20 protein-coding genes are annotated in these 26,949 nt (G+C 54.2%); 8 read left to right on the top strand and 12 right to left on the bottom strand.

The features are described 5' to 3' along the window. Positions 1–45 precede the first annotated feature (45 nt). Positions 46–1,107: a cation diffusion facilitator family transporter gene (locus tag PHN51_04875; protein ID MDD2818112.1), complete on the top strand. Its 1,062-nt coding sequence runs from the start codon at positions 46–48 to the stop codon at positions 1,105–1,107. Positions 1,108–1,135: 28 nt separating this feature from the next. On the opposite strand, the gene PHN51_04870 is transcribed toward PHN51_04875, so the two are convergent. The 6 genes from PHN51_04870 to PHN51_04845 all read right to left on the bottom strand — a co-directional run bounded on the left by PHN51_04870 (position 1,136) and on the right by PHN51_04845 (position 7,756). Next, the gene (locus tag PHN51_04870) at positions 1,136–1,756 is read right to left on the bottom strand and encodes a class I SAM-dependent methyltransferase (protein ID MDD2818111.1); all 621 of its coding nucleotides are present in this window, start codon (positions 1,754–1,756) and stop codon (positions 1,136–1,138) included. Beyond that, on the bottom strand, positions 1,753–4,695 hold the full coding sequence (locus PHN51_04865) for a UPF0182 family protein (GenBank protein ID MDD2818110.1): 2,943 nt from the start codon (positions 4,693–4,695) through the stop codon (positions 1,753–1,755). Before PHN51_04865 ends, PHN51_04870 begins: the two co-directional genes overlap by 4 nt. A gap of 22 nt (positions 4,696–4,717) precedes the next feature. Next, entirely contained in the window at positions 4,718–5,794 is a 1,077-nt protein-coding gene (locus PHN51_04860; protein ID MDD2818109.1) for a PDZ domain-containing protein, read from the bottom strand. Further along, positions 5,794–5,988: a hypothetical protein gene (locus tag PHN51_04855; protein MDD2818108.1), complete on the bottom strand. Its 195-nt coding sequence runs from the start codon at positions 5,986–5,988 to the stop codon at positions 5,794–5,796. Before PHN51_04855 ends, PHN51_04860 begins: the two co-directional genes overlap by 1 nt. A 327-nt stretch (positions 5,989–6,315) precedes the next feature. Then, positions 6,316–7,530 carry a zinc-dependent metalloprotease gene (locus PHN51_04850; GenBank protein ID MDD2818107.1) on the bottom strand — a complete coding sequence of 405 codons (1,215 nt, stop codon included), beginning with the start codon at positions 7,528–7,530 and terminating at the stop codon, positions 6,316–6,318. A gap of 67 nt (positions 7,531–7,597) precedes the next feature. Continuing rightward, positions 7,598–7,756 (bottom strand): DUF5679 domain-containing protein, encoded by a 159-nt coding sequence (locus PHN51_04845; protein MDD2818106.1) that lies wholly within the window; start codon positions 7,754–7,756, stop codon positions 7,598–7,600. A 254-nt stretch (positions 7,757–8,010) separates the two neighbouring features. On the opposite strand from PHN51_04845, the gene PHN51_04840 reads away from it, so the two are divergent. After that, positions 8,011–8,991, top strand: coding sequence for a hypothetical protein (locus PHN51_04840; GenBank protein MDD2818105.1), 981 nt, complete (start codon positions 8,011–8,013; stop codon positions 8,989–8,991). A 24-nt stretch (positions 8,992–9,015) separates the two neighbouring features. Continuing rightward, positions 9,016–10,329, top strand: a complete 1,314-nt coding sequence (locus PHN51_04835; protein MDD2818104.1) for an AarF/UbiB family protein — start codon at positions 9,016–9,018, stop codon at positions 10,327–10,329. Between the two features lie 16 nt (positions 10,330–10,345). On the opposite strand, the gene PHN51_04830 is transcribed toward PHN51_04835, so the two are convergent. Together PHN51_04830 and PHN51_04825 are read right to left on the bottom strand one after the other, a co-directional pair. Next, positions 10,346–11,542 carry a DUF4143 domain-containing protein gene (locus PHN51_04830; protein MDD2818103.1) on the bottom strand — a complete coding sequence of 399 codons (1,197 nt, stop codon included), beginning with the start codon at positions 11,540–11,542 and terminating at the stop codon, positions 10,346–10,348. A gap of 107 nt (positions 11,543–11,649) precedes the next feature. Beyond that, positions 11,650–13,728 (bottom strand): ATP-dependent DNA helicase UvrD2, encoded by a 2,079-nt coding sequence (locus tag PHN51_04825; GenBank protein MDD2818102.1) that lies wholly within the window; start codon positions 13,726–13,728, stop codon positions 11,650–11,652. A gap of 55 nt (positions 13,729–13,783) precedes the next feature. Between PHN51_04825 and PHN51_04820 the strand changes: the two genes are divergently transcribed. Continuing rightward, positions 13,784–14,017 (top strand): mycoredoxin, encoded by a 234-nt coding sequence (locus PHN51_04820; GenBank protein ID MDD2818101.1) that lies wholly within the window; start codon positions 13,784–13,786, stop codon positions 14,015–14,017. Here PHN51_04820 and nudC read toward each other — a convergent pair. After that, positions 14,014–14,958 carry an NAD(+) diphosphatase gene (gene nudC / locus PHN51_04815; protein ID MDD2818100.1) on the bottom strand — a complete coding sequence of 315 codons (945 nt, stop codon included), beginning with the start codon at positions 14,956–14,958 and terminating at the stop codon, positions 14,014–14,016. The two genes, PHN51_04820 and nudC, sit on opposite strands and share 4 nt — an antisense overlap. Before the next feature lie 57 nt (positions 14,959–15,015). Between nudC and PHN51_04810 the strand changes: the two genes are divergently transcribed. Then, a complete protein-coding gene (locus PHN51_04810) occupies positions 15,016–16,278 on the top strand; it encodes an acyltransferase (GenBank protein MDD2818099.1) in 1,263 nt (420 codons plus the stop codon). 5 nt (positions 16,279–16,283) lie between these two features. On the opposite strand, the gene PHN51_04805 is transcribed toward PHN51_04810, so the two are convergent. After that, the gene (locus PHN51_04805; protein MDD2818098.1) at positions 16,284–19,442 is read right to left on the bottom strand and encodes an ATP-dependent DNA helicase; all 3,159 of its coding nucleotides are present in this window, start codon (positions 19,440–19,442) and stop codon (positions 16,284–16,286) included. After that, positions 19,439–22,672, bottom strand: a complete 3,234-nt coding sequence (locus PHN51_04800; GenBank protein MDD2818097.1) for an ATP-dependent DNA helicase — start codon at positions 22,670–22,672, stop codon at positions 19,439–19,441. The genes PHN51_04805 and PHN51_04800 overlap by 4 nt, the downstream gene beginning before the upstream one ends. Positions 22,673–22,761: 89 nt before the next feature. On the opposite strand from PHN51_04800, the gene PHN51_04795 reads away from it, so the two are divergent. From PHN51_04795 to PHN51_04785, 3 genes are read left to right on the top strand one after another with little or no spacing between them, the layout of a single operon-like run. Then, positions 22,762–25,185, top strand: coding sequence for a flippase-like domain-containing protein (locus PHN51_04795; protein ID MDD2818096.1), 2,424 nt, complete (start codon positions 22,762–22,764; stop codon positions 25,183–25,185). 23 nt (positions 25,186–25,208) lie between these two features. Continuing rightward, on the top strand, positions 25,209–25,454 hold the full coding sequence (locus PHN51_04790) for an NIL domain-containing protein (protein ID MDD2818095.1): 246 nt from the start codon (positions 25,209–25,211) through the stop codon (positions 25,452–25,454). A gap of 27 nt (positions 25,455–25,481) precedes the next feature. Next, positions 25,482–25,694, top strand: coding sequence for a CDGSH iron-sulfur domain-containing protein (locus PHN51_04785; protein ID MDD2818094.1), 213 nt, complete (start codon positions 25,482–25,484; stop codon positions 25,692–25,694). A gap of 60 nt (positions 25,695–25,754) precedes the next feature. Here the strand turns inward: PHN51_04785 and moeZ are convergent, their stop codons facing one another. Beyond that, entirely contained in the window at positions 25,755–26,945 is a 1,191-nt protein-coding gene (gene moeZ / locus PHN51_04780; GenBank protein ID MDD2818093.1) for an adenylyltransferase/sulfurtransferase MoeZ, read from the bottom strand. Between the last annotated feature and the right edge of the window lie 4 nt (positions 26,946–26,949).

Raw genomic sequence — 26,949 nt, 5'->3', positions numbered from 1 at the left:
CCAGGGTTCATACTGAGAGCAGCCTTCCTACCCAAGGAGCCCACAGTGGATCCACGGATGCACGATGACGCTGATCATGAACACGCTCACGAGCACGACCATGAGCCCGGCAACTCCCACAAACACGGCCTTGGCCTATGGGCACGAATTCAGCACGTCATCGCCCCCCATTCCCACGATGCGATCGTGTCCATGGACTCTGAACTAGAAACCAGCCGCAAGGGCATGCGCGCGCTACTGATTTCATTCGGTGCCCTCATAGTGACTGCGGTGTTACAAGCCGTGCTGGTGACCTTCACCGGTTCGATCGCACTACTGAGTGACACCATTCATAACTTCGCTGATGCACTCACCGCAGTGCCCATCGCAATCGCCTTCACCCTTGGTCGTCGAGCCACGAATCGTCGCTACACCTACGGCTATGGCCGAGCCGAGGATCTCGCCGGGATTGCAGTTGTGTTGTTCATTGCGCTGTCTGCTGTCATCGCAGGATATGAAGCAATCCAACGTTTGCTTCATCCACAAACGGTCGCGCATGTTTGGCTTGTCGGCGCTGCAGGAGTAATCGGGTTCTTAGGCAACGAACTTGTTGCGCGCTATCGCATTCGCGTTGGCAAACAGATCGGTTCCGCAGCACTTGTTGCCGATGGGCTTCATGCAAGAACTGATGGATTTACTTCCCTTGCAGTCGTTGCAGGCGCGGTTGGCATCGGCCTTGGATTTCCTGAAGCTGACCCGATCATTGGCCTCATCATTACCATCGCGATTCTCTTCGTACTGCGCAATGCAATACGCGAAATTTATTCGCGACTCATGGACTGCGTTGATCCCGCGTTGGTCGATCGCGTTGAAGGGGTCGCTGCAGGAACTCCGGGCGTGAATGCTGTTGGAGAAGTTCGCGTGCGTTGGATCGGCCACACCTTACGTGCGGATGTTTGCGTCTCCGTTGATGACGAACTCACGATTGTGCAAGCTCATCAAATCGCTGTTGATACTGAGCATCGACTCATTCATGAAATTCCTCGACTCACCACGGCAATGGTTCATGCTGATCCAACCAAGGGGGCCCATGATCAGCATGCCGATTTAGACCACCACACTGATTAATTGGCGCGCGTGTTTTTGGACGCGAGCCTTAATGAGTTCGTGTCGCGATCACCCAGATGAATTTCTGTTCGCCACCAGTTGGTGTGACGTGGGTTTGACGCATGGTTTCGGTGACCTTAAAGCCCTCACCCATCGCATCGACGAGTTCTTTGGCGCTATAACGCTGGATTGGCAGCCCTGAACACATTTCAGGCCCATCTTCTGCAAAGGTCGCAATGATCAAGGTGCCACCAAACTTGAGGCTGGCTCGCACGAGATCCCAGTACTGCTGCTGATCACTTGACTCCGTGAGGAAGTGATAGGTCGCACGGTCATGCCACACGTCAAAGGTTTGATTCGGCTGCCATGTGCGCACATCTGCTGCAACGAAGGTTGCATTCAGATTGCTTACGCGCTCGCGCGCCGTGTTGATCGCTTGCTCACTTAAATCAACAACAGTGACATTGGTAAATCCATCGTTAACAAGTGCGTCAACAAGAAGCGATGCTCCCCCACCGACATCAACAATCGCAGCATCATTACTGGGCGCTGCATGTTTAATTGTTGTGAACGAAGGCTCCGGGGTTTCTTGGAACCAACTCACATCACGCCAACCACTATCGGAATACCGCGTATCCCAATAGTGCGAACTACCTGGCGTAACTGTCACGCAGATTGACCCGAGGCCTTACCCGTCAGCTTGGCTTCGGCAGCTGCTGCACGCTTCAGTGCTGCAGCCAACTGCTTCTGAGCTTGGTCATAGGCCGTGAAGTCATTGTTCTTCAATGCGGCCAACCCATTTTCATAGGCGCGCTGCGCATCGGCGATCGCAGCACTGAGCTCACTAGCCGCGGTTCCATCAGAGGAGGTTGTTGGCTGTGGCTTTGGTGTTGTTTCGGGCTTGAGATCACCAGTGCTCGGAATTGATTCAACTCCAGCGCCTGGACTCAAACTAAATACCTTGTTTAGAGCAGCCACAAGCGTGTCTTCAAGGGCCACGTTTTGACCATAGCCAACAAGAACCTTCTGCAAGAGAGGGAAACCATCTGCTGATGCTCGCAAGTACACCGGCTCGACATAGAGCAAACCATTGTTGAATGGCAGCGAAAGCAGGTTGCCGAGATCGACTTCAGATCCACCACGACGCAACAATGAAAGTTGCGAAGAAACTGTTGGGTCTGATTCAAAGGCATTTTGCACCTGCTGCGGCCCAGGAATCGTGGTGTTGCTTGGAAGTTGCAGCACTCGAATCTTGCCGTAATCCTTCAATGGATCAGAGCTCACTGCCATGAAGCCAGCGAGCGTTTGTCGCCCTTGCGGCGAAAACGTTGTCGTCAGCGAGAACGTCGGCAACTTTTGATCAGGCATTTGCAGCGTCAAGTAGTACGGAGGCTGGAAAACCTGAGCTGTGGCAATGGTTGGATCAAATGGAACATTCCACACGTCAGTGCCGTTGTAGAAGGTTGATGCGTCCGTCACGTGATAACGACTCAGGATTGTGCGCTGCACCTTAAATACGTCTTGCGGATAGCGCACATGCGCCAAGAGATCGGCATCCATTTGGGCCCGTGGCGTAACCGTGCCAGGGAAGGCCTTCATCCAGGTTTTCAACACTGGATCCGTTGAATCCCATTCATACATCGTCACAGTGCCGTCATAGGCATCAACAACAGCCTTCACAGAGTTGCGCATGTAGTTGATTTGATCCAGTGGGGTAATACCGCTACCAACAGTTCGCGTATTCAGTGAGTCACTCGTCGCATTTGAAAGTGAAACCCGGCTTGAGTACGGATAGTTATTGGAAGTGGTGTATCCATCCACGATCCACTTGATGCGTCCATCAGCAACAACTGGATAGGGATCTTGATCCAAGGTGAGCCATGGGGCAACTTTCGAAACGCGTGTCAATGGATCGCGCTCGTACAGGATTCGCGAATCAGTGTTCACCAGATCAGAGAGAATCAGGTTTCCATCTTGGAACTTGGTGGCAAAGAGCAACTTATTGAAGAAAGAACCAATCGGCACACCACCATTTCCTTGGTAGGTGTAGTTCTTCTGGCCCGTTGGGCTTGCATCATCTGGGTAATCCAGTTCAACTGGCTGCTGGCCCTTTGGTGCACCAACCACGCTGTAGAGCGGAGAGTTTTCACCGAAGTAGACGCGTGGTTGCTCAGCTTGCAAGGCGCCCACTGGCGGAATGTTTTTGGCGAAGAAATCTGGCTGACCTGAATCCTGAACAGTGTTGTCATACGCAGCCACGAAGCCATAGCCGTGCGTGTACACCGTCTTGTCATTGGTCCAGTTGCGCTGACCTGCGTTAATGCCGTTGAGGTTGATCTCTCGCACAGCCACAACAGCACCATCAACCTTCTTGCCTGTGAGGTTGTAGCGGTCAATATCTAGCTTGTCATTGAATGAGTAGTAGCCGCGAATCTGCTGCAACTGGTTGTAGGTAGGTGAAACCAGAGCTGGGTCCAGCAACCGAATATTGCTGAGTGTTCCTTGGCTTGCTGTGATGACCTTTGCGGTTGGCGGCGCAACGGTGCCTGGGTAATCCGCTACATCAGAATCCGCGATGTTGTAAGCCGCACGAGTTGAATCAATATTTCGCGCAATGTATGGCTGCTCTTTTACAAGCTCACTTGGACGAACCTGGAACTGCTGAATCACCAACGGATACAGAACTCCGACCACGATGCTGGTCAAGATCATTAAGCCAAGACCAATGAATGCCAACGGCCATGAACGCTTGAATGCGTTAAAGAGGAACAGCACACCGACGATGAGTGCGACGAAGGTCAAGATGTTGAGCGACGGCAACACTGCGTGCACATCGGTGTACTTCAAACCAGTAAAGCCGGTCACCAGGGATTGACTTTGGGTATCAAGGGCGAATCGATCGAACCAATACGAGACTGCCTTTAAAAAAAGGATCAGGGCAATGAGAATCGAAACCTGAGTCTGAGCGGCCCCTGTGGCGCGATCGCCCTTTGGCTGCAAACGCAAACCGCCATAGAGGTACTGCACTACTACCGCTGCAATCAAACTCAGCAGAAGAACCGCAAAACCAAAGCCAAGGAGGTACTGAATGAATGGCAGGGTGAAAATGAAGAATGAAAGATCCATTCCGAACTGCGGATCAACCTGACCAAATTCAGTGGCGTTGCGCCACATTAAGAAGGCATCCCATTCAGCCGCTGCAGCAAAGCCTGCAAACAGTCCCATCACAATGGCGATACCAATTGCTACACGAGTGCGAAATGGTTCGATGGCATCCCGATAACGCTCAAGGCTTGCTTGCTCGGGTGTCATTCCACGGAACTCTGGCCGGGTCTTCCACGCCCACCACATCACTGCAAAGACCACAAGTGCCATAACCACAGCGAAGGCAAGGAACAGACCTACCTTGGTATAGATCTGCGTGGTGAATACAGACGACATGTCTAGGGAGTCGAACCACAACAGATCGGTGTAGAAGCCGGTGAAGATCACGAAGGCAACAACGAGCACACCCAAGATGATGATGGTCGGAAACAGTGCACCGCGCTTTCGCTCACCGCCCTCAGATGGAGTCGAAGGAGCAGAACCGCCTGGAAAGTTAAAAGCCACTCCCTGAATCTATGTCAGAGTGCTATTTCTGCACAGGGCAGGCTGGAACCATCTGCCCGCTCGTCCACTTCTCCACGGCATTCATCCCGTCAGTGAGGGTTTTCACAGGGGTAACAGCCAATCCATCTGGAATATGACCCTGTGCTTCGGCGCAGTTACCCGCAGGCACCAAAAAGAGCTGCGCACCCGCTTTCTTTGCACCGGCAAGCTTTTGCCGAATACCGCCGATCGAACCAACAGCCCCTTCAGGGGTAATCGTTCCGGTACCAGCGATGTCTTTGCCTTGAGCAAGATCCCCTGGAGTGAGTTTGTCGATCAACCCAATGCTCAGCATCAACCCTGCACTTGGGCCGCCCACTCCATCAACGTTGAACTTCACATCAAAGTTGGGAACGTTCACTACGCCAACGCTGATTCCAATATAAGGAGTCTTGTTGTCTTGTGGATTTACAGCGGACGTCACTTGTACATCTTGCGTTTTGCCATCGCGCTCAACAGTGAACGTAAACGTTGTACCAACAGGTTGCGCTTGAATCAGTGTTGATACTTGCTTTGTGTCTGTGATTGCGACTCCGTTGACCGCAAGAATCACATCGCCTGGTTCAAGCTTGCCCGTAGCAGGCGCATCGCCACCAACACCCGCGACGATGATTTTCTGTGATGTTGGTTCGTCGAGATAGTTCATCGCCGCACTAATTGCATCAGTTTCAGATGAACTAAACATTGCAGCTTGTTGTGACTTCACATCGTCACCAGAAACATCATCGGGGTACACCAACTCACGAGGCACAACGGCATCGTCAGCGTTAAACCATGAAGCAATTGCAGTAACGAACGTCAGCCCACCTCGAGGACCACCCGATTCCATCACAGTGACCATGCGTAGTTGACCGGTAACTGGATAGGTCGTGGTGCCGCTTACTTCAATCATCGGCTTACCGTCACGTTCACCGATCACATTGAACGTCGGGCCCGGAGCCATACGTACAAACGGAACTGGGAGTAACAGCGCAATCAAGAGCAGCACCATCATGCTGATGCCACTGATAAACAAGACACGAGCGCGCTTGGACATCGGCGACTTCAAGAAGCTACTCATCAGGGTCGCCGTTCATTTGGGTCGACCGATTCCTCTGGTGGAAGTGGGCGCTCCATCGCATCTTGGAAAGCACGCAAGGTTTCCATTCCTTCAGCACCCTCCATCGGGCGATCCGGGCGACCTCGATAGAACGCGTAGCCCAGCGCGAACACCGTTGCCCCAAGCGGGATTAACCACCACATCAGCGCTGCCATGTGTTTACCGTACCTAAGGCATCTCGGGGGCAAGAAATGAAGAGACCCCCAAGGTCTCGCCGCGCACCATGTGCCTTCCCCTTGCGCATGGTGGCTCGTTATCCCCGGGGGTCGGGCGCAAACCTAGGTAGACCAGCAGCGGGAGTCAATCAAAAATGGCCGACGTGTCCCTCGACCTGTGGACAGCCTTGGGGATTACCAGTTGATAACCCGTGGATAGGTGTGGAGCAGCCGTTGATAACCCTGTGGACGAATGCGAGTCCAGTCAGCAAAACACTGGACTGAGCAGGGAAAACCTTGCCCACACCTTGTGGACGAAAAAAAGTTTCACTCGTCGCTTGCCTGTGAACGCTCAATGAACCCCAGCGGATCAGTGAGGTCTTCGGCATCAGGGAGCAGGTCTGGATGACCCCACAGTGCGTCACGAACTTCGGTCCCGCCTTGGCTGCGAAGGGCAGCAAACAGCGTGGCTGCTTCTCGCAGGGAGCGTGGCCGCAATTCCAAGCCCACTAACGAACCGAAGGCTTTTTCAGCCGGACCACCAGCAGCCCTACGGCGACGCATGGTTTCGCGCAAGGCAATCGCCGATGGCATCCGTTCACTCGTTGCCGTGGTGACGACGTCATCAACCCAACCTTCAACAACAGCAAGCAAGGTTTCCAAGCGTGTCAGCGCAGCACGCTGCTCCTCGGTGTCTTCAGGTTGCATCAACCCAGAGGTCATCAATTCCTGTAACGCTTCTGGGTTGGAGATGTCGACGTCTTGCATCAACTCCTGCATGCGGCCTTGATCTACTCGCAGACCTGCGACGTACGCTTCAATCGCACCAATCGCACGAGCACGCAACCAAGGCACATGTGCAAATAAACGTTGATGCGCACATTCGCGAAGCGCTAAGTACAAACGGACATCGTCAGCAGAAACTTCAAGACCTTTACCGAAGGCAGTTGCATTACTTGGCACTAATGCAACAACAGCATTTTCCGTCAACGGAATACCAATGTCAGATGCGCTCACCACTTCGCGCGCAAGCGCAGCAAGCGAGGTGCCAAGTTGATTACTAAAGGCAACTGCACTGAGCTGCTGCATCATGCCCATCATCGGGGCAAGCATTGCCTTCATTTCTTCAGGCACTTCCATTGGCAATTGATCAAGGGGCATTGCTCCTTGCATTTGCTTTGCTACTGGCTCAACGATGCGAGTCCATACAGGAAGTGTTGCTTCAAGCCATTGCGCACGACTCCACGCCTGGGGAGCAACGGTTACTTCAGGGAAGGTGCACGCTTCATCGAGCCAATGGTTGGCGAGCTCGATGCTTGCTATCACTGATCGCAGTTCAGCATCAGCGACAACTGGATCACCGGTGGTCTGCAATGCCTTACGTGCAACGTCTTGCACCACATTCCAGGCCACTGGGCCCGAGTTCGTTGGTGCTTGCGAAAGCATCTGACCAAATTGCTGGAGGGCTTCACCAAGAGAAGCCATATCGAAGGGCTGATTGGGGTCGCCGCCGACACCGAACCCGAAAGGCATGTTGCTCATACAAGAACCGTAACCCGAATGCGTCAGGGCGGGACATCCGAAGATGTCCCGCCCTGACGAAGTTCGATTAAGCCTTACCCAAAATGCGGGTGACCTTGGTGCCGCACGTTGGGCAAATGCCCTTGGCGAAACGACGACCATTGGTTTCTTCAACGTGACCGGTGAACTCGCGCTTTGCCTTGCACTTCACGCAGTAAGCCTCGCCGGTGTAGCTCTCTTCAGCCATGTGGCTCTCCTCTTGTCATGACCCACGTGGGGTATCAAATACCGCGTGGATCGCGGCTACCCGCTAGGCGGGCGAGTTCCACAGTAGGGCACGCAGGCCCACTTGCCCCTGAAACCGCGCCTAGGGATTGAGCGTGTTTCACAGATTTTTTCATATTAATTCGTATCAAAACGGACACTTGTTCACGCTCATACCGCATAAGGCCTGTGGGTCACATCTGGTTATCCACAGGGCTGCCTGCCCATGGTGTTCCCATGACTGACCACTGGCTCACGCACCCACAGGCCCGCCCGCGCTACCGATCCCAGTGCCCACTGCTGTGGCGATCGGATGGTTTAGCCCAAATCGGTGAGGGTAGAAGGCACATCGTGACCCCGCTTGATCAACCCCTAGCGGCGTGGTTGCTCTCCCTCAGCGGTCTGAGCACGATGGCACAACTCCAGGAGCAGGTCAGCGCACTGGGCCTTACTCCCTCGCGCGCCCAAGCGTTATTACGTATGGCAGCTCACGCAGGCGCAATAGATGATGCATCCCAACTGCCCACGAGCTGGCGATACATGGACCCGATCGCGCGTGCTGCTTGCGAGCCTGACCATGGTGCCGCGCTGCTCACTTTCGGCAACCCCGGCCTTGCTCATGCGCTCATTGACCAACGTCACCGCACGCATGTGCACCTCACTACACCTGCGAATCAACGACCACCCTCACATCTGCGCGATTGCGTTGAGCAGGCCATTTGTGCAGCTGGCCTGAGTTTCACAGCAGATCCTTTCACCGCAGACCTCACCGTGATCCTTGGTTCACACCCAGTGATTGGTAGTGAAGTTGCCTCAGTGGAAGTCGCTCTCCCAAGTAGCGCTCACCTATTCGTTGCAAGCTATGGCGACCGCGCTGTTGCAGGTCCCCTCGTTATGCCCGGCCAGACCAGCTGCTTGCGCTGCGCCTATCTCCATACCCGTGACGCTGATCCACAGTGGCCGCACGTCTCACTACAACTCACGCACGCCATCACCAAAGTGAACAATGCTCCGATCGATCGACTCTTAACCTCGCTGATAGCTACGTATGTAGGCAAGCTTGCGCGAGCTTGGACCGACAGGAACCTGACGCATACCCAATGGAAGAACCTGTCCTACGAGTTACGTCTACCCGAATGCGAGGTGCGGATTGAACCTCGCCTACCTCACCCGCTGTGTCAATGTCAGTGGACTCTTGAGGGTGGGCTCATCGAGTAAACATCTAAGGGTGACAATGGCTCCATGGTTGAACTGCCCAAAGGCTCAATCCGACGCAGCGTGAAGGTTGCATCGCTCCCTGCTACATATGCGGGTCGCGCTGCCTTGGGCCTTGGCAAGCGCGTGGGCGGCAAGAGCGCTGAATCAGTAAGCGCCGAATTACAACAACGCACTGCTGAACAACTCTTCAAAGTCTTGGGTGAACTCAAAGGCGGGGCCATGAAGTTTGGTCAGGCCTTGAGCATCTTTGAAGCAGCTATGCCCGAGGAATTTGCCGCTCCGTATCGCGAGACGCTCACCAAACTTCAAGATTCCGCGCCACCGATGGAAGCCAAGCGCATGCATGAAATCTTGGAAAAAGAACTCGGCCCCGATTGGCGCAAGCGCTTCAAAAAATTTAATGACAAGCCGGCGGCATCAGCATCGATTGGCCAAGTACATAAAGCCATCTGGCATGACGGACGTGAAGTTGCAGTCAAAGTGCAATATCCAGGCGCTGATAAAGCATTGACAGCCGACCTCAACCAAATGGCGCGCCTAGGCAAAATGACAGCCTCGTGGATTCCAGGCATGGACATCAAGCCACTCATCGATGAACTTAAATCGCGCATGATCGAAGAACTGGACTACATCAACGAAGCAAATAATCAGCGCGAGTTCGCAAATGCATATGAAGGTGATCCAGAAGTTGTCGTGCCACACGTGGTGGTGTCATCCCCGCATGTATTGGTCAGCGAATGGATAGACGGCACACCGCTTTCCAAGGTCATTAAAGACGGCACTCAAGAAGAACGAGATTTTGCAGGAACTCAATACATCCGCTTCTTACTTTCTGGCCCGGCCCGTGTTGGGCTCCTTCATGCCGATCCACATCCAGGTAACTACCGCATCACGCCCGAAGGAAAGTTCTGCGCATTGGACTTCGGTGCCGTGGCACGCCTTCCCGATGGACTACCTCGCCCGATGGGAACTTTGCTGCGCGTAGCCCAACTCGGCGATGCTGACACGGTTGTTGAAGGTTTGCGTGAAGAAGGTTTCATCAAAACGAAAATTGACTTAGATCCTGAGCAACTTCTGCAATATTTAGATCCCTTTGTTGAACCAAGCACCTTTGAAGAGTTCACGTTCACTCGCGAGTGGATGCGTGCCCAGTTCAACCGCACCAGCGACTTTCGCGACCCTGACTTCACAATTGGTTTAAAACTCAACCTGCCACCTGAATATGCACTTATTCATCGCGTGTGGCTCGGCGGCATCGGTGTGCTGTGCCAACTTGGAGCAACTGTGCCAATGCGCGGGGAAATTGAGAAGTGGGTTCCGGGTTACGAACAAACCTAGAAATACCTGGGATAACTCATGCCCCCAGCACTCCTAAAGGGATTACATGCACCCCAGATGGCAACGTATACGCATGTTCAGTGCCGGTGATCACAGCGAGGAACGATGGTGGACCAACCTTGTCGGTGTCTACCCTCGCATCTCTCAATGTCATGAGATTTTTTTCTGCTTGACCGACTCGAGAATTTCCAAGTTTCACTTCAATAGCAGCCCACGAACCGTCTGGGTACTCGAGGATCGCATCGATTTCCAATCCAGTGTTGTCCCGATAGTGATAAACAACGCCGCCATCCGCACTGGCAAGTGCTCGCAAATCACGAACAACCATTGATTCAAAAATCCGACCGAAGAATTCGGGATCGCCAGCGAGTCTTTCCGAATTGATGTTGAGTGCAGCGCACGCAAGCGCAGGATCAACAAGGTGCAGCTTCGCACTGGAACGTAATCGAGATTTTGACCGTAAAGCAACACTCCATGCTGGGAGTTCTTCGTATACAAAAATTGCGGCAAGCGAATCTAAATACCTTCGTGCTGTTTCAGCTGTAAACGAAGCTCCATCACCCGCTACGTCAGATGCGAGACTTTGCATCGTTGCTTCTCCTGAAATATTTCGAGCAACAGATGCCAATAACCTTCGCATCCGAATTGGATCGTGACGCACGCCCGAACCTTGTTGAATTTCAGTTGCACACAGATCTTCGCAATATGAACGATTAAATGCCAACGCTTGACGCGGAGTTGCATTCAACAAGCCTGGCCATCCGCCAGTCACAGAAATATCTGCCAACTGGCGGTACGTCAATGCGCTCGTCCCAGAAACCGCGGCACCCGCACGCATATCTGCCAGCGACACTCGATGAGTTGACTGCCCATTTTCAGCAAGTGACATCGGACGCATTCGAATTCGACCAATCCTTCCTGCCCCAGAATGTCGCGATGGATCTTCAGGAGGAGTGGACGATCCTGAAAGGATGAATTGGCCCTTGAGCTGTCGAGTGTCGATTTCATGCCGGACAACATTCCAAAGTTCTGGCGCTAATTGCCACTCATCAACTAGCCGGGGGACGGCCCCTTGTAGTAGAGCCCCTGGGTTGAGAGATGCCAGCTGCCTGAGTTCCGCAGACGTGTCGAGCCGTACGTTGCTTTGGGCATGATGCAACCCGGTAGACGTTTTTCCGCAACCCCTTGCGCCTTCGAGAAGTACACCTCCCATGGCTGATAAGAGCTCCGCGACTCCAGCATCGACTGCCCGGTTGAGGTACACCATAAGAAAACTATACCGGAAATTGCAACACTTTTATACCGGACTTTGCAATACTTTTATACCGGATTTTGCAATTTCTGGGCCTTGATCACGCCCAGGATGTCTTCACCAAACTCAGCCAGCTTGGCCGGGCCAATGCCTGGAATTTCAGCGAGCTCATCAAGCGAATCAGGCTTTTGTTCGGCAATGGCCAACAAGGTCGCATCCGTGCAAATGACGTACGCAGGTACTTCGCGTTCACGTGAGAGCAACAACCGCCATTGGCGAAGGGCGCCAAAGGTGTGTTCATCACGATCCACTGGGCAGGTGTGACAGTGCCCAAGGGTGCGCTCTTGGGCAGTGACTAACGCCTTATTACACACACGACATTTCGCCGGGCCTTTACGCACCCGCTCATTGCGCGGCTTATTTGATCCCAACTGCACCCGAGCTGAAGCACCTGCTGCTGATCCACTCGCACTGAACGCACGCAGGAACGGACTTGGCTGACGGCTTGATCGACCACCAGGTTGACGAGCCTTCGCCCATGAACACTGCAAGAGATCCTTAGCGCGGGTTACCCCAACATAGAAAAGACGGCGCTCTTCTTCAATCGCTTCATCGGTTTCGGCGTATTGCAGCGGCAATAGCCCTTCGCTGCAACCAACGATAAATACCGCGCTCCATTCCAAACCTTTGGCTGAGTGCAAGGAAGCAAGGGTTACTGCATCAGCAACCGGTGCATGCTGATTTTCGGCACGTCGATCAAGTTCGCCAATAAAGGCGGACAAATCAAGTTCAGCATGTTCATCAGCAAGGGCAACAAGTGCAGAGAGTGACTCCCAGCGCTCACGTACAGCTCCGCCACCCTTGGGTGGAGTATCTGCCCAACCTGCAGCACCAAGCACGGCTCGCACTTCATCGCCGAGCGCTCCTGCACTTCCACCAGCACGTGCTGCACCACGAAGTCGAGTCACGCCTTCACGCACTTCTGCTCTATCAAAGAAGCGCTCAACACCGCGCAACATAATTGGCACACCGCGTTCGGTGAGTGCTGATTCAAGTTCAGCAGATTGCGCATTCACGCGGAACAGCACCGCAATGTCTTTAGCTGAGGTTCCCTTGGCGATCAAATCTGCGATTTCTTCGGCAACGGATGTGGCCTCGTCAACATCGTCGTCATATGCCTTCACCACGGGCTTTACGCCGCCCGCGCGCACTGCGCGCAACTGAAGTGATGCCGGCGTCGACGCTTGGGCAATCACTGCATTTGCTGCGGCAACAATTGGTTCAGCACAGCGGTAGCAATTCACGAGTTCAATTTGAGAAGCATCTTTGAATTCTTTTCGGAAGTTGATGAGGAAATCGGGTGAGGCACCTGTGAATGAGTAAATGTTTTGGCTGACATCGCCAACCACGCATACGTCGTCACGATCACCGCGCCATAAATTCAACAGGCGATGTTGCACAGGGTTGATGTCCTGGTATTCGTCAACAGTGAACCATCGATAGTTCTGATGCACTTCATCCAAAATATCTGGGCGCGAACGCAACGCACCAACTGTGACCAGGAGTACATCTTCGAAATCTAAATAGCCGCGGCGTGCTTTGAGGTCGTCGTATGCGGCGTATGTGCGCGAAACATCGCCAACATCCATGCTCCACGTGCGTATAAATGACTTTGGATCGCGCCCAAGATCACTGGCTTCCAATTCATGAACCTTGGACCACTCAATGTCCGATGCAAGATCTCGCACTAGGGCTTGATCGGTTGAAAGTCCACACGATGCTGCAGCCTCAGCAACGAGGCGTGCCTTGCTTGGCAACAACTGCGGGAATTCATTGCTGGATAGACGCGGCCAGAAGTAGCGCAGTTGACGAAGGGCCGCTGCGTGGAAGGTGCGTATTCCTACGCCCTCAACTCCAAGCTCACGCAGACGCGAACGCATCTCTCCTGCTGCACGAGTAGTGAAGGTGACCGCCAGTGTGCGGCGTGGTTCATGCGCGCCTGTGGCTGCCGCATAGGCAATGCGGTGCGTAATGGCTCGGGTTTTCCCAGTTCCTGCCCCGGCGAGCACCACGACCGGCCCGTGGACGGCAGCAGCAACAGCCTGCTGCTCGTCATCGAGCGCCTCAAGGATGGACTCTGGGGTCATTCCTCGCACGGTAGTGCCCTAGTCCGACACCTGCTGCACCGGTTACCGTGTCCTCATGATCATGTACAGCACCCCATGGTGCGGCTACTGCCAGCGCCTCAAGGCTCAGTTCGGCCGTGAAGGAATCACCTTCGAAGAGGTCGATATTGAGCAAGATCCGGCCGCTGCAGCGCTAGTCGAGCAGGTCAACGGTGGTAACCAGACCGTTCCAACAATCGTGTTCACCGATGGCACCGCAATGACCAACCCATCACTGGCTCAGGTCAAAGAAAAGCTCGCTGCGCTCTAGCGTGACCAGTTCCCAGGCAATGGTTCACCGAACCACCGCTCGATCAGTTGCCTTGAGATCGACGTCGTTGGCGGAAGTTTAAGTTCGCCACTTTCACATGCTGTTCGCATTTCATCACGCGTGAACCACCGCGCTTCAGCAATCTCATGCTGATCCACGTTGATCTCATTGCGTTCCGCGAGAGCTTGATAACCCAGCATTAACGAAGCCGGGAATGGCCAGGGCTGACTTCCGCAATAGGTCAGCGCTTCATTTGATTTACCGATGATCACGCCAGTTTCTTCAAAGACTTCGCGGCGAACTGCATCTTCAGCGGATTCACCCGGTTCAACAAACCCAGCAATGGTCGACATTTGACCCTCCGGCCAACTTGCTTGACGCCCAAGCATGGCGCGATCATCAGCATCACGCACGAGCACGATGATCGCCGGATCGGTGCGTGGGAAGTGATCCATCTCGTGAGCCGCGCAATGCAGGGTCCAACCGGCTTGAGTCACCACGAGCTCGTCACCACATACCGCGCACCGCTGATGCTTATTTCGCCAGTTATCTAGACCAACTGCCGTAACGAATGCCGAGGCATGTAGGTCGGGAAGATTGCGCGCTTCACGCAATCCCACCCACAACTGCTCACCGCTGAGTTCCTCGCGCTCGTTGAGGTGGACCGCAATGAATGCGTTACCGCTGGCATCAAGGCCAAGGAAACTGATCCGAGAATGGTCACCATCGATAAATGCAGCAACGTGTTCACCATCAATCACCGCAAGTTCGTGGTCATTGGAATCCACATCCAATGGTGACTCCCCACGATGCACCCAGATGGCTTTTGATTGAGCGGTGAGCAACGTTGCCAGAAACTCATCATCGGTGCGCAAATGCGTAGCCCGGTCTAACCCTGCTCGAGTGAACAACAGATCATCGAAGAGGTGGGTGTTCGTCACAGGAGTGAGCCTATTGCCGTGCCACGATCAGGGCTTAGGAATTCGACAGGAGTGCTTGTGAACATCTTTATTCGCCAGTTAACCGGCGTTCGCTTCTTGGCCGCTGCATGGGTGTTGCTCTACCACCTTCAAGGCCCGCTCGATCAGATTGGGATCGTCGGCATTCCCATCCTTTCGGACTTCTTCCGTGTGGGCCGTCTAGGTGTCGATCTCTTCTTCGCACTTTCTGGATTCATCCTCGCGCACACCTATTTGGAACGCATGGGAGAAAGGTTCAAGACCAAGACTTCAGGATTCTTCCTGTGGTTGCGTCTTGGCCGCATCTACCCCGTGCACTTGGTGATGCTGGTAGTCGCAGGCCTTGCCGTGTTTGCCCAAGCCAAGGTCACTGGTGATGCTCTGAATCGCGACTGGCTGACTCCTTGGGACTTCATCAAGAACCTGTTCATGGTGCAAGAGTGGGGATCACAACCACAACGCGGATGGAATTTTGTCGCATGGTCACTGTCAATGGAGTGGTTGGCGTATTTACTCTTCCCATTCATCGTGTTGGTGTTGTGGCGCTTTCGCCGCTCGCTGCCAACATGGGGATTGCTCGTTGCCTGGGTCGTTGTGCTCATTCCGTTGATCGTTTACGGCCTCAGCACGACGGATTCCTACTACACCAATAACTGGGGTTCCACGATTCGCGTGCTCACCGAATTTTGCGCCGGTGGCATTACCTATCTCGTTGTTTCACGCATGCATCCGGGCCTCACCGGTGATCCAGCACCTAAGGTCGAACGCATTGCAACCTGGCTCACCATCATCTTGCCAATATTGGTCATCGCGGGCACTGTTTTCTTGGCAAACCTTCCATCCGCCCAACCACCTCAGATCAATCTTGGCGAGGATGCCGAACCACTGCCTCCGTACTTCCACCTGCTCTTAGTTCCATTACTCATCGCTTGGATTGGCGCGCTTGCACTTTCACGTCGCGGCTTGACCAAAACCCTTGGTACTCAAACGCTCGTTCTCGGTGGCTTTATCTCCTACTCCCTCTACATGACCCACTTGGTGTGGTTCGGCTTGTGGCGCGCGGGGATGAAGGCTGCTGGTATTGATGGCGGTGCCCTCTACACCCTGGGCGTGATTGGCCTAGTAATCGGCGCACTCGTGATCGCTTGGCTGATGTGGAAGTTCATTGAAGAACCTGCGCGCGAATGGATGCGCAAGCTCATTGGTGTTCGACCAACACCAACAGAAGAGGCAGGCGCCGCAATTGCTGTCGCCAAGCATGAAACTGATGGCGCAGAACCAATTGAGGTTGCGGAAAAGTAGAGCTACTACGTCAGATGTGAAAGGTCTGGCAGTGTTGGTCGCAGCACTTCGCCGCTTTGCACCATCAAGAACCCTGCATCAATGTGATCAAGTGGAACATTGGCAATACGTGACCAAGCCAATCGATACAACGCCAACTGCATTTCATCTGCGGATTTGGCACTGCCTGTTTTCCAGTCAATAACGTCGAAGCGACCATTCGTGGAGAAAACAGCATCGATGCGGCCACGCACCACTCGCCCACCGATCACCATGGCGAATGGTTGTTCAATTGCAACCGGCGTCAGATGTGCAAATACGCTGCGACTGAAGGCTTCCTTTAATTCCACCAACTGCTCATCACTCACGATGTCTTGATCACCACTGCCCGGTAAATCATCGGGATCAAGTAAGGACTGTTGCCCGTATTGGGTTTCCACCCACGCATGGAAGGCGGTGCCGCGCGATGATGCCGCCGAACTTGGTGACGGCATTGGGCGAGCAAGATCGCGGGCAAGAAGTTCGGGTTCACGCATGGCACGAATCAGCACGCTGGCCGAAACAGAGGCCGGGAGTGCAACGTCCACAACTGGTTCACGCATGTTGCGCGCCTCTTCAATCAGCACGCGCGCGTCGTCATCCCATTGGGCAACGAGAGCAGCTTCTGCCTCTGATAACTCGGCAACTACGTGCGAGCTTGCCTCGTGAACCAACCTCGCCAATTCCCGAACTTTGAATGGATGCTCCAATGGCGCAGGCCAAGCAAACCCTTCCACCTCTTCTAAATATGGATTCTTTTCATCCTCAGGTAGTTCATGCCAATGCGCAATGGCTTCATCGAATTCAGTACTCGTTATGCGAACTTGATCGAGGTATCTGCCTGGCTCACGAGGCTTTTGCTGTGTTGGGCCCCACCAGTGACCTGTTGCAATCAATGTGTTCTCTGCACGAGTGAGCGCCACATACGCCAACCGCTGATCTTCAAGAAGGTCGTGCTCGCGCAATACCTCGATGTACTCATCAACTTCTTTGGTTGACGGGCTGCGATCACGCGATGGGTAACTCACCAGCGCGTCCGTTTTATCCTCGCGCAGGTGCCAAGGAATAACCGATGCGCTCTTCAACCATCGACTGCGTGAATTACCGCCAGGGAACGCGCCTTCCACAAAACCAGGAACAATCACCACCGGGAACTCAAGACCTTTAGCTTTGTGAATGGTCATGAGTTGCACTGCATCAGTGCGTTGGACCACATCAACCTTGAGATCAACGTCAAAGCGTTCCGCATCACTTAAGCGCCGCAAGAAAGCACTGACCGTCGAACGACCGTCAAGATCAGTGAATTCTGCAGCCAACTTTGCGAAGGTCATCCAGGCCAACTGTGTTTGTGCACTTGCCATTGCCAGTTCAACGTCTAGGCCCGTAACACGAAGCACTCGGGTGAGAAATTCAGGAAGTGGTTCCGCGGAATACTGACGTAGATATTGAAGCTCCTCGCCAAACTCAGCAAACCGATGCACCGCTTCGGGTGAATACTTCGAAAGATCACCGAGATCCATGGTGGCATCACTCAGTGATGTCATTTCAACAGGATCAGCGCCAGCGACAGCTGCGTCCAGGGCTTGCGCAACGGTTTGTGGGCTCGCCGTTTGATCACCGCGTGCCAGTACGTGAGCACGATGACCCAAACCAAATAAATCCCGAGCGCCAATGGCCCAGCGAGGGCCACTGAGTAACCGCACAAGAGCGCCGTTGGCAATGGGATCGACAACTGCCTGCAGCATGCTGCGCACATCAATCACGATTGGTTGATTCAGTAATCCCGCTGCGCCATGCAATTGGGTGGGAATGCCGCGCTGTTGGAGTAACTGATCAAAGGCGGCTAATTCTTTGCCATTGCTGGCCAGAATTGCGATTGAGCCCCACTTGCCTTGCAGACCTTCACCAATATTGGCAATGCGCTCCACGACCCAGGCACGCTCATCCGATGAACGTTCAAACATCCCGATGGTGACTAAGCCAGCACCCTTATCTGAATCCGCCCATTGCAACTCTTCGATGCCGGTGTGGAAATCACGCAAGCCGCGCGACAGATCATTGGCGACTTTCAAAATGTTGTAACCAGATCGGCGGTTCGCACTCAACTTGAAGCGTGCCGAAGGCACCAATTTCCCTTGACGAATGGCTGGGAAGTGCTGATCAAAATTGTCAATGTTGTCAACGCTTGCTCCACGCCAGCCATAAATAGCCTGACACGGGTCACCGACTGCGGTGACTGCATGCCCATCAGGGAACAGCGCTTGCAATAACTTGCGCTGCGCAATTGAGGTGTCTTGATATTCATCAAGGAGCACCACTTGGAAATGCTCACGCACACTTTGACCAACCTCAGGGAATCGACGTACTAACTCCAAGGCAAGGCGCGTTTGGTCGGTGTAATCAATAACATCGTGACGCTCTTTAGCTGCGCGCCATTCCAGGACCAGACGTGCCAAATGACGGCGCTTCTTTGCGGTCTCACGAATCTCAGCAGCGTTCTTCAGGAACTTTCCGCCGGATAGCTCAACACCATTCATGTCGTTGATGAGTTGGGTATCCCACTCGATCAACTTCTCAGGAGTGATATCAAGTTCACTGCACTGGTCGTCAAGACTAAGGAGGTCTTTGGTTAAGGAATCTGGACCTTTACCAAATTCTTCAAGTGGCAATGCACTTGAACACACCACGCGATAAGCCAACTGTTCACGGAAACCTTCATTGAGTAATCGAGCGCCTGGTTCACGACCAAGTCGAATGCCGTGCTCACTGAGGATTCGTGATGCGAAGGAGTTATACGTCTGAACTGACGGTTCGCCAGCAACACTTTCATCCTCGCCAAGATCAGGGCCAGTAGGGCGTAGCCCGTTGGCTTCAAGGTTGCGCAACGCCTTGCGCATGCTTGCACCAAGGGATGCTGCAGCCTTATTCGTGAAGGTCAGTCCAAGTACTTGTTCCGCGGCTACATGATCACTACCCACCAAGAAGGCAACGCGGGCAGCCATTGATGTGGTTTTACCGGATCCTGCACCTGCAACAACGACGAATGGCTCAAGGGGAGCACTAATGATTGCCCACTGCTCTTCGCTGAACTCAAAACCCCCGCCCATCACTGCATTAACTTGCTGACGTGTCAGTTCACGACTCATGACACCACCTGCTTGCCTTGCTTTTGCGTCGGGCAACTCGTGCGATAGGCGCAGAACTTGCAAAGATCATTTTCACGAGCATCAAAGGCCTCATCACGCAAGGTTTGTGCTGCATCACCAAGCTTGAGTTCAATCCAGGTTGGCGATTCTTCGGGCAAAGCATCTTGCTTTTGCACCTTGGGAAACTCAGCACTCCCCTTTTCATCGGCACGCAACTGCACGAGGGCCGCCCCGCCGACTTCATAGCCCGCTTGGCGCAACAGCAGTTGATACACGCCCAACTGAGCATGCTCAGGGATTTCTTTATCGCCGGGCGGCTTCTTCATGTTCTTAAGATCAATGGGCAGGTATTTGCCATCGCCATCTTGTTCAACACGATCGATGAAGCCACGTAGCTGCACTTCAGCAGTTCCACCATCAGGTGTTGGTACTTCGATGACAGCGGTGTATTCGCCTTCTGTAGCTATGAGCGTGCGCGATGCCGCCAAGTGATAGTTCAAGAAACGAGCAATGGCCTCACGAGCAATGGCTCGTTCCGCCGCACTTTGCCAGGGTGCTTCAAATCGCAAGTCACGCCAGACACGATCAATCCAGGCATCAGCCGCATCGAGATCTTGGGGTACCTCACCTTTTGCTACGTAATCGGCAACCGCGTGAATCACGCTGCCAAATTTCGTCGCTTCACCACGCGGCACTTCAGCATGCACATCATGCTCCAAGAACCACTTCAGTGGGCAGGCTTCAATGGAGTCAATCGCGCTTCCTGACAAATGCACGGGTTTGGCTTCATCACGCATAGGTGCATCGCGATGACTCACTTCCCGCATGCCCCACCATCGAGTTACATCGGCGGCAGGAACAAGCGAGCTGCCTTCATCGTCAAAGACGTCAGCCAAATCGGCCAACTTACGCAGCGCTGCATGGCGAATTGCCGGCGAGCGCTGTGGGTCGGCTGCAATCTCTCGCAACTGACCGACAAGCGCTGCCAGTGAGGTTGTGTAACGAGGGCGTCGATCCGGCTGCACCCATGGCACTTCAAGTTCATTCAAGAAACGACTTGGTTGCGTTCCAGAATCTTCAGCAACTTGCAATGTGGTGATCACACATTGGCGTCGCGCTCTCGTGAGGGCCACATACATCAAGCGCCGTTCTTCAGCCAGCAATGCACTGGCACTCAAAGCAGGACCAACTCCTTGCGCAGTTAAGCGATCAGATTCCAACACGCTGCCACGTGGGCGAAGATCTGGCCATTGCCCTTCTTGGGTGCCAGCAATCCACACCGCATCCCACTCTTGACCCTTGGCACGGTGAGCGGTGAGCACACGCACCACATCTCCATGCACACCTCGTTCAGACACAGGCTCAGCCGCAAGATGCTGCTCTTGAAGTGAAAGGACGAAGTTGCGAACGCCAACCACACCGCGATAGCGCTGTTGAGCACGTTCAGCAGCATCGAATAGCGCCATCACTGCATCAACATCGTGATCAGCAGACCGGGAACCATCAAGGGCTTGTCTGCGCAAGCGATCTGGCCACCCATGCGCGCGCGTGCGATCAGCACATTGACCTGACCACAACAACCACAGCACTTCTGCGGGCGCCGCACCGCGTTCGATCATCTGATGTGCATCGCTCATCAATTTCATGAATTGCTGCAAGGTTGCGTTGATGTCAACGAGTTTTTCATCGTCAGGAAGTGACCTAGTTCCTCGTAATACGTCACGAAGCAATTCATCGGCGGGAGCCGGCGTGACAGTTGGGTCATCCTTACGCGCCTGTAAACGCAAAGCGCGACCCAGCGCACGTAACCGCGTTGGATCTACGCCGCAGAGCGGGCCGCTCACCAGCTCGAGTGCATCAGCGCTAGATACCGCACTTGGGCGCACGGCAACTTCCAAGGCTCGCAACAGCACCGCAATTGCTGGCTCGGCTCGCAATGGAATTTCATCCGTTGCAATAGCAGCCGGAACACCGGCCTGCACGAGTGCTCGTTGTATTCCAGCGATGTCTTGACTGTTGCGAACTAACACAGCCATCTGTGACCACGGCACACCCTGATGTAAATGCATCGTGCGCATCTGAGCCGCAATTCCGGCTGATCGCATTAAATCACTATCAAAGGCTTCAACACGGATTGCATCAGGCGTTGATTCACCTTCACAAACCGGATTGCGATGCGCCGCGAGTAATTGCGGATCAATGTGCGTCAGACGAACCTTTTCAATGATGCGCGTTGCTGCATCACGGATTTGCGGACCGAACCGTCGGGTATGACGCAACACCACAATCGGTGCCGGTGCATTCGCGCTGCCGAATTCTTCTGGGAAGCGCAAGATGCCACCAAGGTCGGCGCCACGAAATCCATAAATCGATTGATCAGGATCCCCAACCGCAATCACTGCGGTGTTTGGGCCGACCAACGCACGAAGGAGTTCAACCTGGAGTGGATCAGTGTCTTGATATTCGTCAACACAAATCAATCGGTATTGCTGCTGCAAGGTCGGCGCAACATGTTCGCTGCGTGCGCGAGCAACAGCTGCACTTAAGAGTTCGACATAGTCAAGTACGTTTTGCCATTCCATGACATCGGCTTCTTGTGCAGCTAACCGACCAACCGCAGCCCAGGCAGGGCGTTGTGATTCAAGGCCTAAACGTTCGAGATGTTCGGGAGTGATACCCAGCACCTTGGCTTTTGCCAGCACGGCGCGAACTTCATTAGCCAAACCAATGGTTGACACTGCGCCAGCCAAATCATCGGGCCAATCGATCGTGCCGTCTTCTACGGCTCCCATCAGCAACTCACGAATGCGCACATCCTCTTCAGCACCGGAGAGCAACTGAGGTGGTTCGCGGTAATCCTGCGCAGTTGCCGTTTGTTGAAGCAAGCCAAAAGCAAAGGAGTGGAACGTGGCAACGGCTGGCAGCACTCCGCCACCTAACCGACCAACGAGGCGATCGCGCAGATCACTGGCGGCACGCTTACCAAACGTCAGGGCCAAGACCTGCTCGGGAGCAATGGGCTCAACAGGATCAGTCAGGCGAGCAACGATGGCTTCAACGATCGTGGTGGTTTTGCCTGTGCCAGGCCCCGCAAGCACAAGCAGTGCCCCGTGACGATGGTCGACCACCGCTTGCTGCTGCTCATCAAGAACAGGAACAACGGCGGGCGGCAAAGGCTCAAGATCCAGATGCCAGGCCGTTCGCCCTCGATCCCGCCCCATGACTGCCATGAGGCATTCGTACCACTTCGGTCTGACTTCCGTGACGCCGCCGAACGGGTTCCCCACCGGCATTTGGGCCCATCTGACACCATGGTGCCGTGACCGACGCGCCCGTACGTTTCGACGACGGGCCAAACGATCCCCTCAGCCTTGACGGCGGAGCGTCGCAAACGTTGATTATTGAAGATGGTGTCATCCCTCTTCGCGTGCATCGCCCATTGGATTTAGCTCGATTTGTGCTGGCTTTGGCGGTCACCGTAGGCATTGTTCTGATCGCCTGGTTTGCCTCGAGCACGAGCGCTGGTTTGGATTCAGACCTTGCCAGCACAGCGAGTTTGTTGCCAGGTTTCGTGGTGCTTGTCCTCAATGTGATTGGTGGCATTGGCACCCTTGGCTTGCCCATTGCTGCATCGATTTCCTTGGTCGCTCGCAAACGCATGCGCCAACTCTTTGACTCACTGTTGGCCCTACTCGTCACGATCATTTTTTTGACAGCCCTTTCCAGTGCCATCTCGGCAATTGATTCACCTCGCTTGCTCACTGCTCTCACCGGTTCCGCAAGTGCCGGCGGCGCATCAACGGCGCCAATCCTTGGCGGCTTGATCGCTTTCATCACCGTGGCACGTCTGATGAATCGACGGCCATGGAGCGTGCTGAGCATCATCGTGATTGGTTCAGTCACGATCGTCACGGTATTGAGTTCTGCCATTGCCATTGCCGGTTTGATCATGTCAATCGCAATTGGCTGGGGAATCGGCCTAATCCTGCGCTATGCCCTAGGTACACCAACCTCGCGCCCATCAGGTGTTGCCATCGCGCAAACCTTGGAACGCGGCGGGTTCCCAGTGATTTCCCTGATGGCTCAAGAGACCACTCGTCGCGGCCGTCGCTACCAGGCAGTTACCCGCAATGGTGCAGTAATGCGCGTAACCGTATTTGACCGCGACATGGAAGGCGCAGGTATCGCAAAGGCTGCCTGGACAGCGGTGCGTTTGCGCGAGGATCAATCAAGTCGTCGGTTCAATATGCGTCGCGCAGTTGATCACGCAGCACTGACGTCTTACGCAGCCCAAGCTGCTGGCGCCCCTGAACCACGCTTACTTGTCACTTCAGAAATTAATGAAGACTCGTACCTGCTTGCCTACGAATACATTGAAGGCCAACCTCTTTCAGAAGTTGACACGGTTACCGACAGTGATCTCGAACAAGCCTGGCGCGCAATTCGCACCCTGCATGAACATCAGGTCAGTCATCGCGCCCTTGACGCCAGTCATTTAGTTCGTGGAGATGACGACACTCTTTGGCTCGTTGGTCACGATGGTGGTTCAGTTGCTGCTGGAGACGTCTCCATGCGCATTGACCTAGCCGAACTTTTGGTGACCTTGGCCATGCTCACCAGCCCCGAGCGTGCGGTCAGCACTGGGCGGACAGTGCTTGGTACCGCTGGGCTTTCGCGGGCACTCCCTGCGTTGCAACCGGTGGCACTATCGGCACCTACGCGCAAGGCAGTGCGTAAGCACAAGGGCCTCATGGTTCAACTTCGTGATCTGCTGATTGAGATCGGCCCAGATAATGAAGTTGTTGAACAGATTCAACTTGAACGCGTTAAACCAAAGACTTTGGTCCTTGCTGTTGTTGGCACTGTTGCCGGTTACGTACTTCTGACCCAACTTGCTGACGTTGATCTTGTGCAACTGTTCAAAACTGCCGACTGGCGTTGGGCCCTTGGGGCACTTCTGTTCAGCTTGGTTACCTATGTTGGTGCCGCATGGTCTCTGGCCGGCTTTGTTCCAGAAAGCATCCCGTTAGTGCGCACCACGATGGCCCAACTTGCTGGCGATTTTGCCACGTTGGTGTCCCCTCCAACCCTTGGCGCAGTTGCAGTGAACATGCGCTTCTTGCAGCGAGCTGGCTTGAATCCCGCTCTTGCTGGCGCCAGTGTTGCTGTGTCACAGGTGATGGCGTTTGTCATGCACATGCTCTTATTGCTCGGGTTTGGTTTTGCTGCCGGCACACAAGCGGACTTCACCTTTAAGCCGTCACGCATTGTCGTGATCGCTGTAGTCATCATCGCTGTGGTGGTGGTGTCCCTCTTTGCGATTCCACAGGTGCGTCGCATTGCCAATGACCGCGTTGCACCGATGCTTCGCGAGGTTGGCCCGCGCTTGCTGACAGTTGCGCAACGCCCAGAGAAACTTCTTGAAGGTGTCGGCGGCATCATCATTTTGAACCTCGCCTACATCGGGGTTCTCTACACCAGCATCCAAGCGTTCGGCGGCGATATGAGTATCGCCATGGTTGCCGTGGTGTACCTCGTTGGTGCAACTGTTGGACAGGCTGCTCCAACCCCTGGCGGCTTGGGCGCCGTTGAAGCCGCACTCACCGCGGGCCTGACCGCGGCTGGCCTTGATGGTGGCATTGCTCTCTCCGCAGTATTGCTGTACCGATTGGTCACCTTCTGGATTCCCACGGTTCCGGGCTACTGGGCCTTTAGCTACCTCACGAAGCGTGGCGCGCTCTAGTACTGGCCTAATAAGATGGCCTCATGACGACTCATCGCCACTTGCAGCTCACCTTTGGTCCAGAAACCGTGACCGAACCAATCGTCTACACGATGGTCAAGCAGCATCAGGTGATTCCCAACATTCGTCGGGCCAATATTGAGCAGCATGTGGGCTGGATGATTCTTGATCTTGAAGGTGAAGCGTCAGATCTCGATGCCGCCACCGAGTACCTCAAGGGTTTGGGTATTGAAGTTTCTTCAGCCGAAGGTGACATTGTTGCCGGCTAAGGCCGGCTCGTAGGCCACAATGTGGCTATGACTGATGCAACCAACGTCACCGTCACGGTGTGCGAAAACGGACCATACGAAGTAGTGGGCGAAGTTGACCTTCTTGATGCCAACGGCGAGCTCATACGCCAGACCACAAAAACCTTCCTGTGCCGCTGTGGGCATTCGGCAAAGAAGCCGTATTGCGATGGCTCACATAAGAAGTTTGATTTCCAAGATGCCGGCTTAGCACCCCAATAACATGACAAACGGCGGGTTCCTCACCACGAGGAACCCGCCGTTGTTGTCTGTTGTGAAAGGTTAGTACGAAGGTTTGTCTGGCTCAATCTGATTGACCCAAGCAAGCACGCCGCCACCGACGTGAACGGCGTCAGAGAACCCTGCGCCCTTCACCACTGCAAGACATTCAGCCGACCGACCGCCAAGCTTGCAATGCAGCACGATCTGCTTGTCTGTCGGCAACTCTGACAGTGCTGAACCATCAAGGAATGCACCCTTAGGAATCAGAATTGAACCTGGAATCGAAACGATTTCATATTCACCTGGTTCGCGCACATCAATTAACACGAAGTCAGCTTCACCGCGTTCGCGCGCATCCAGCATGCCTTTGAGATCTTTCACTGAAATCGTGGAATCCATTGCGGCTTCAGCAGCTTCGTCAGAAATCGCACCACAGAAGGCTTCGTAGTCGATGAGTTCAGTGACCGTTGGGTTGTCGCCACAGATTGCGCAGTTTGGATCCTTGCGGATCTTCACCTTGCGGTAGCTCATCTCAAGTGCGTCGTAAATCATCAATTTACCGAGCAGGGTTTCGCCAATGCCAGTGATCAACTTGATTGCTTCAGTGACCTGGATCGAACCAATGGATGCACACAGCACGCCAAGCACGCCGCCTTCAGCGCATGAAGGAACCATGCCTGGTGGAGGTGGCTCTGGGTACAAGCAGCGGTAGCAAGGACCATGTTCGGCCCAGAACACGGAGGCTTGGCCATCGAAGCGGTAGATCGAGCCCCATACGTATGGCTTTTCCAGCAGTACACATGCGTCGTTGACCAGATAACGCGTTGCAAAGTTGTCAGTGCCATCAACGATGAGGTCGTATTGAGCGAACAGCTCCATCACGTTAGATGAATCAAGACGCTCTTCGTGCAAGTTCACGGTGACCAGAGGATTAATTTCCTTAACGGAGTCGCGAGCGCTTTCAGCCTTCGAGCGCCCGATATCGCTTTGACCGTGAATGATCTGGCGCTGCAGGTTGGATTCATCGACCACGTCGAATTCGACGATGCCCAAAGTGCCCACGCCCGCGGCTGCCAAATACATCAGTGAGGGTGAACCAAGACCACCTGCACCAACACACAGCACCTTGGCATTCTTTAAACGCTTCTGGCCGGCCATGCCGACATCGGGAATGATCAAGTGGCGGCTGTAGCGACGCACTTCGTCGACGCTGAGATCGACATTGGCATCCACCAGGGGCGGCAGGCTCACGATG

The sequence above is a fragment of the Candidatus Nanopelagicales bacterium genome, assembly GCA_028687755.1.
Classification (GTDB): domain Bacteria; phylum Actinomycetota; class Actinomycetes; order S36-B12; family S36-B12; genus UBA11398.
The sequence above is the reverse complement of the archived record's forward strand: the minus strand, read 5'-3'. Positions and strand labels throughout refer to the sequence as shown.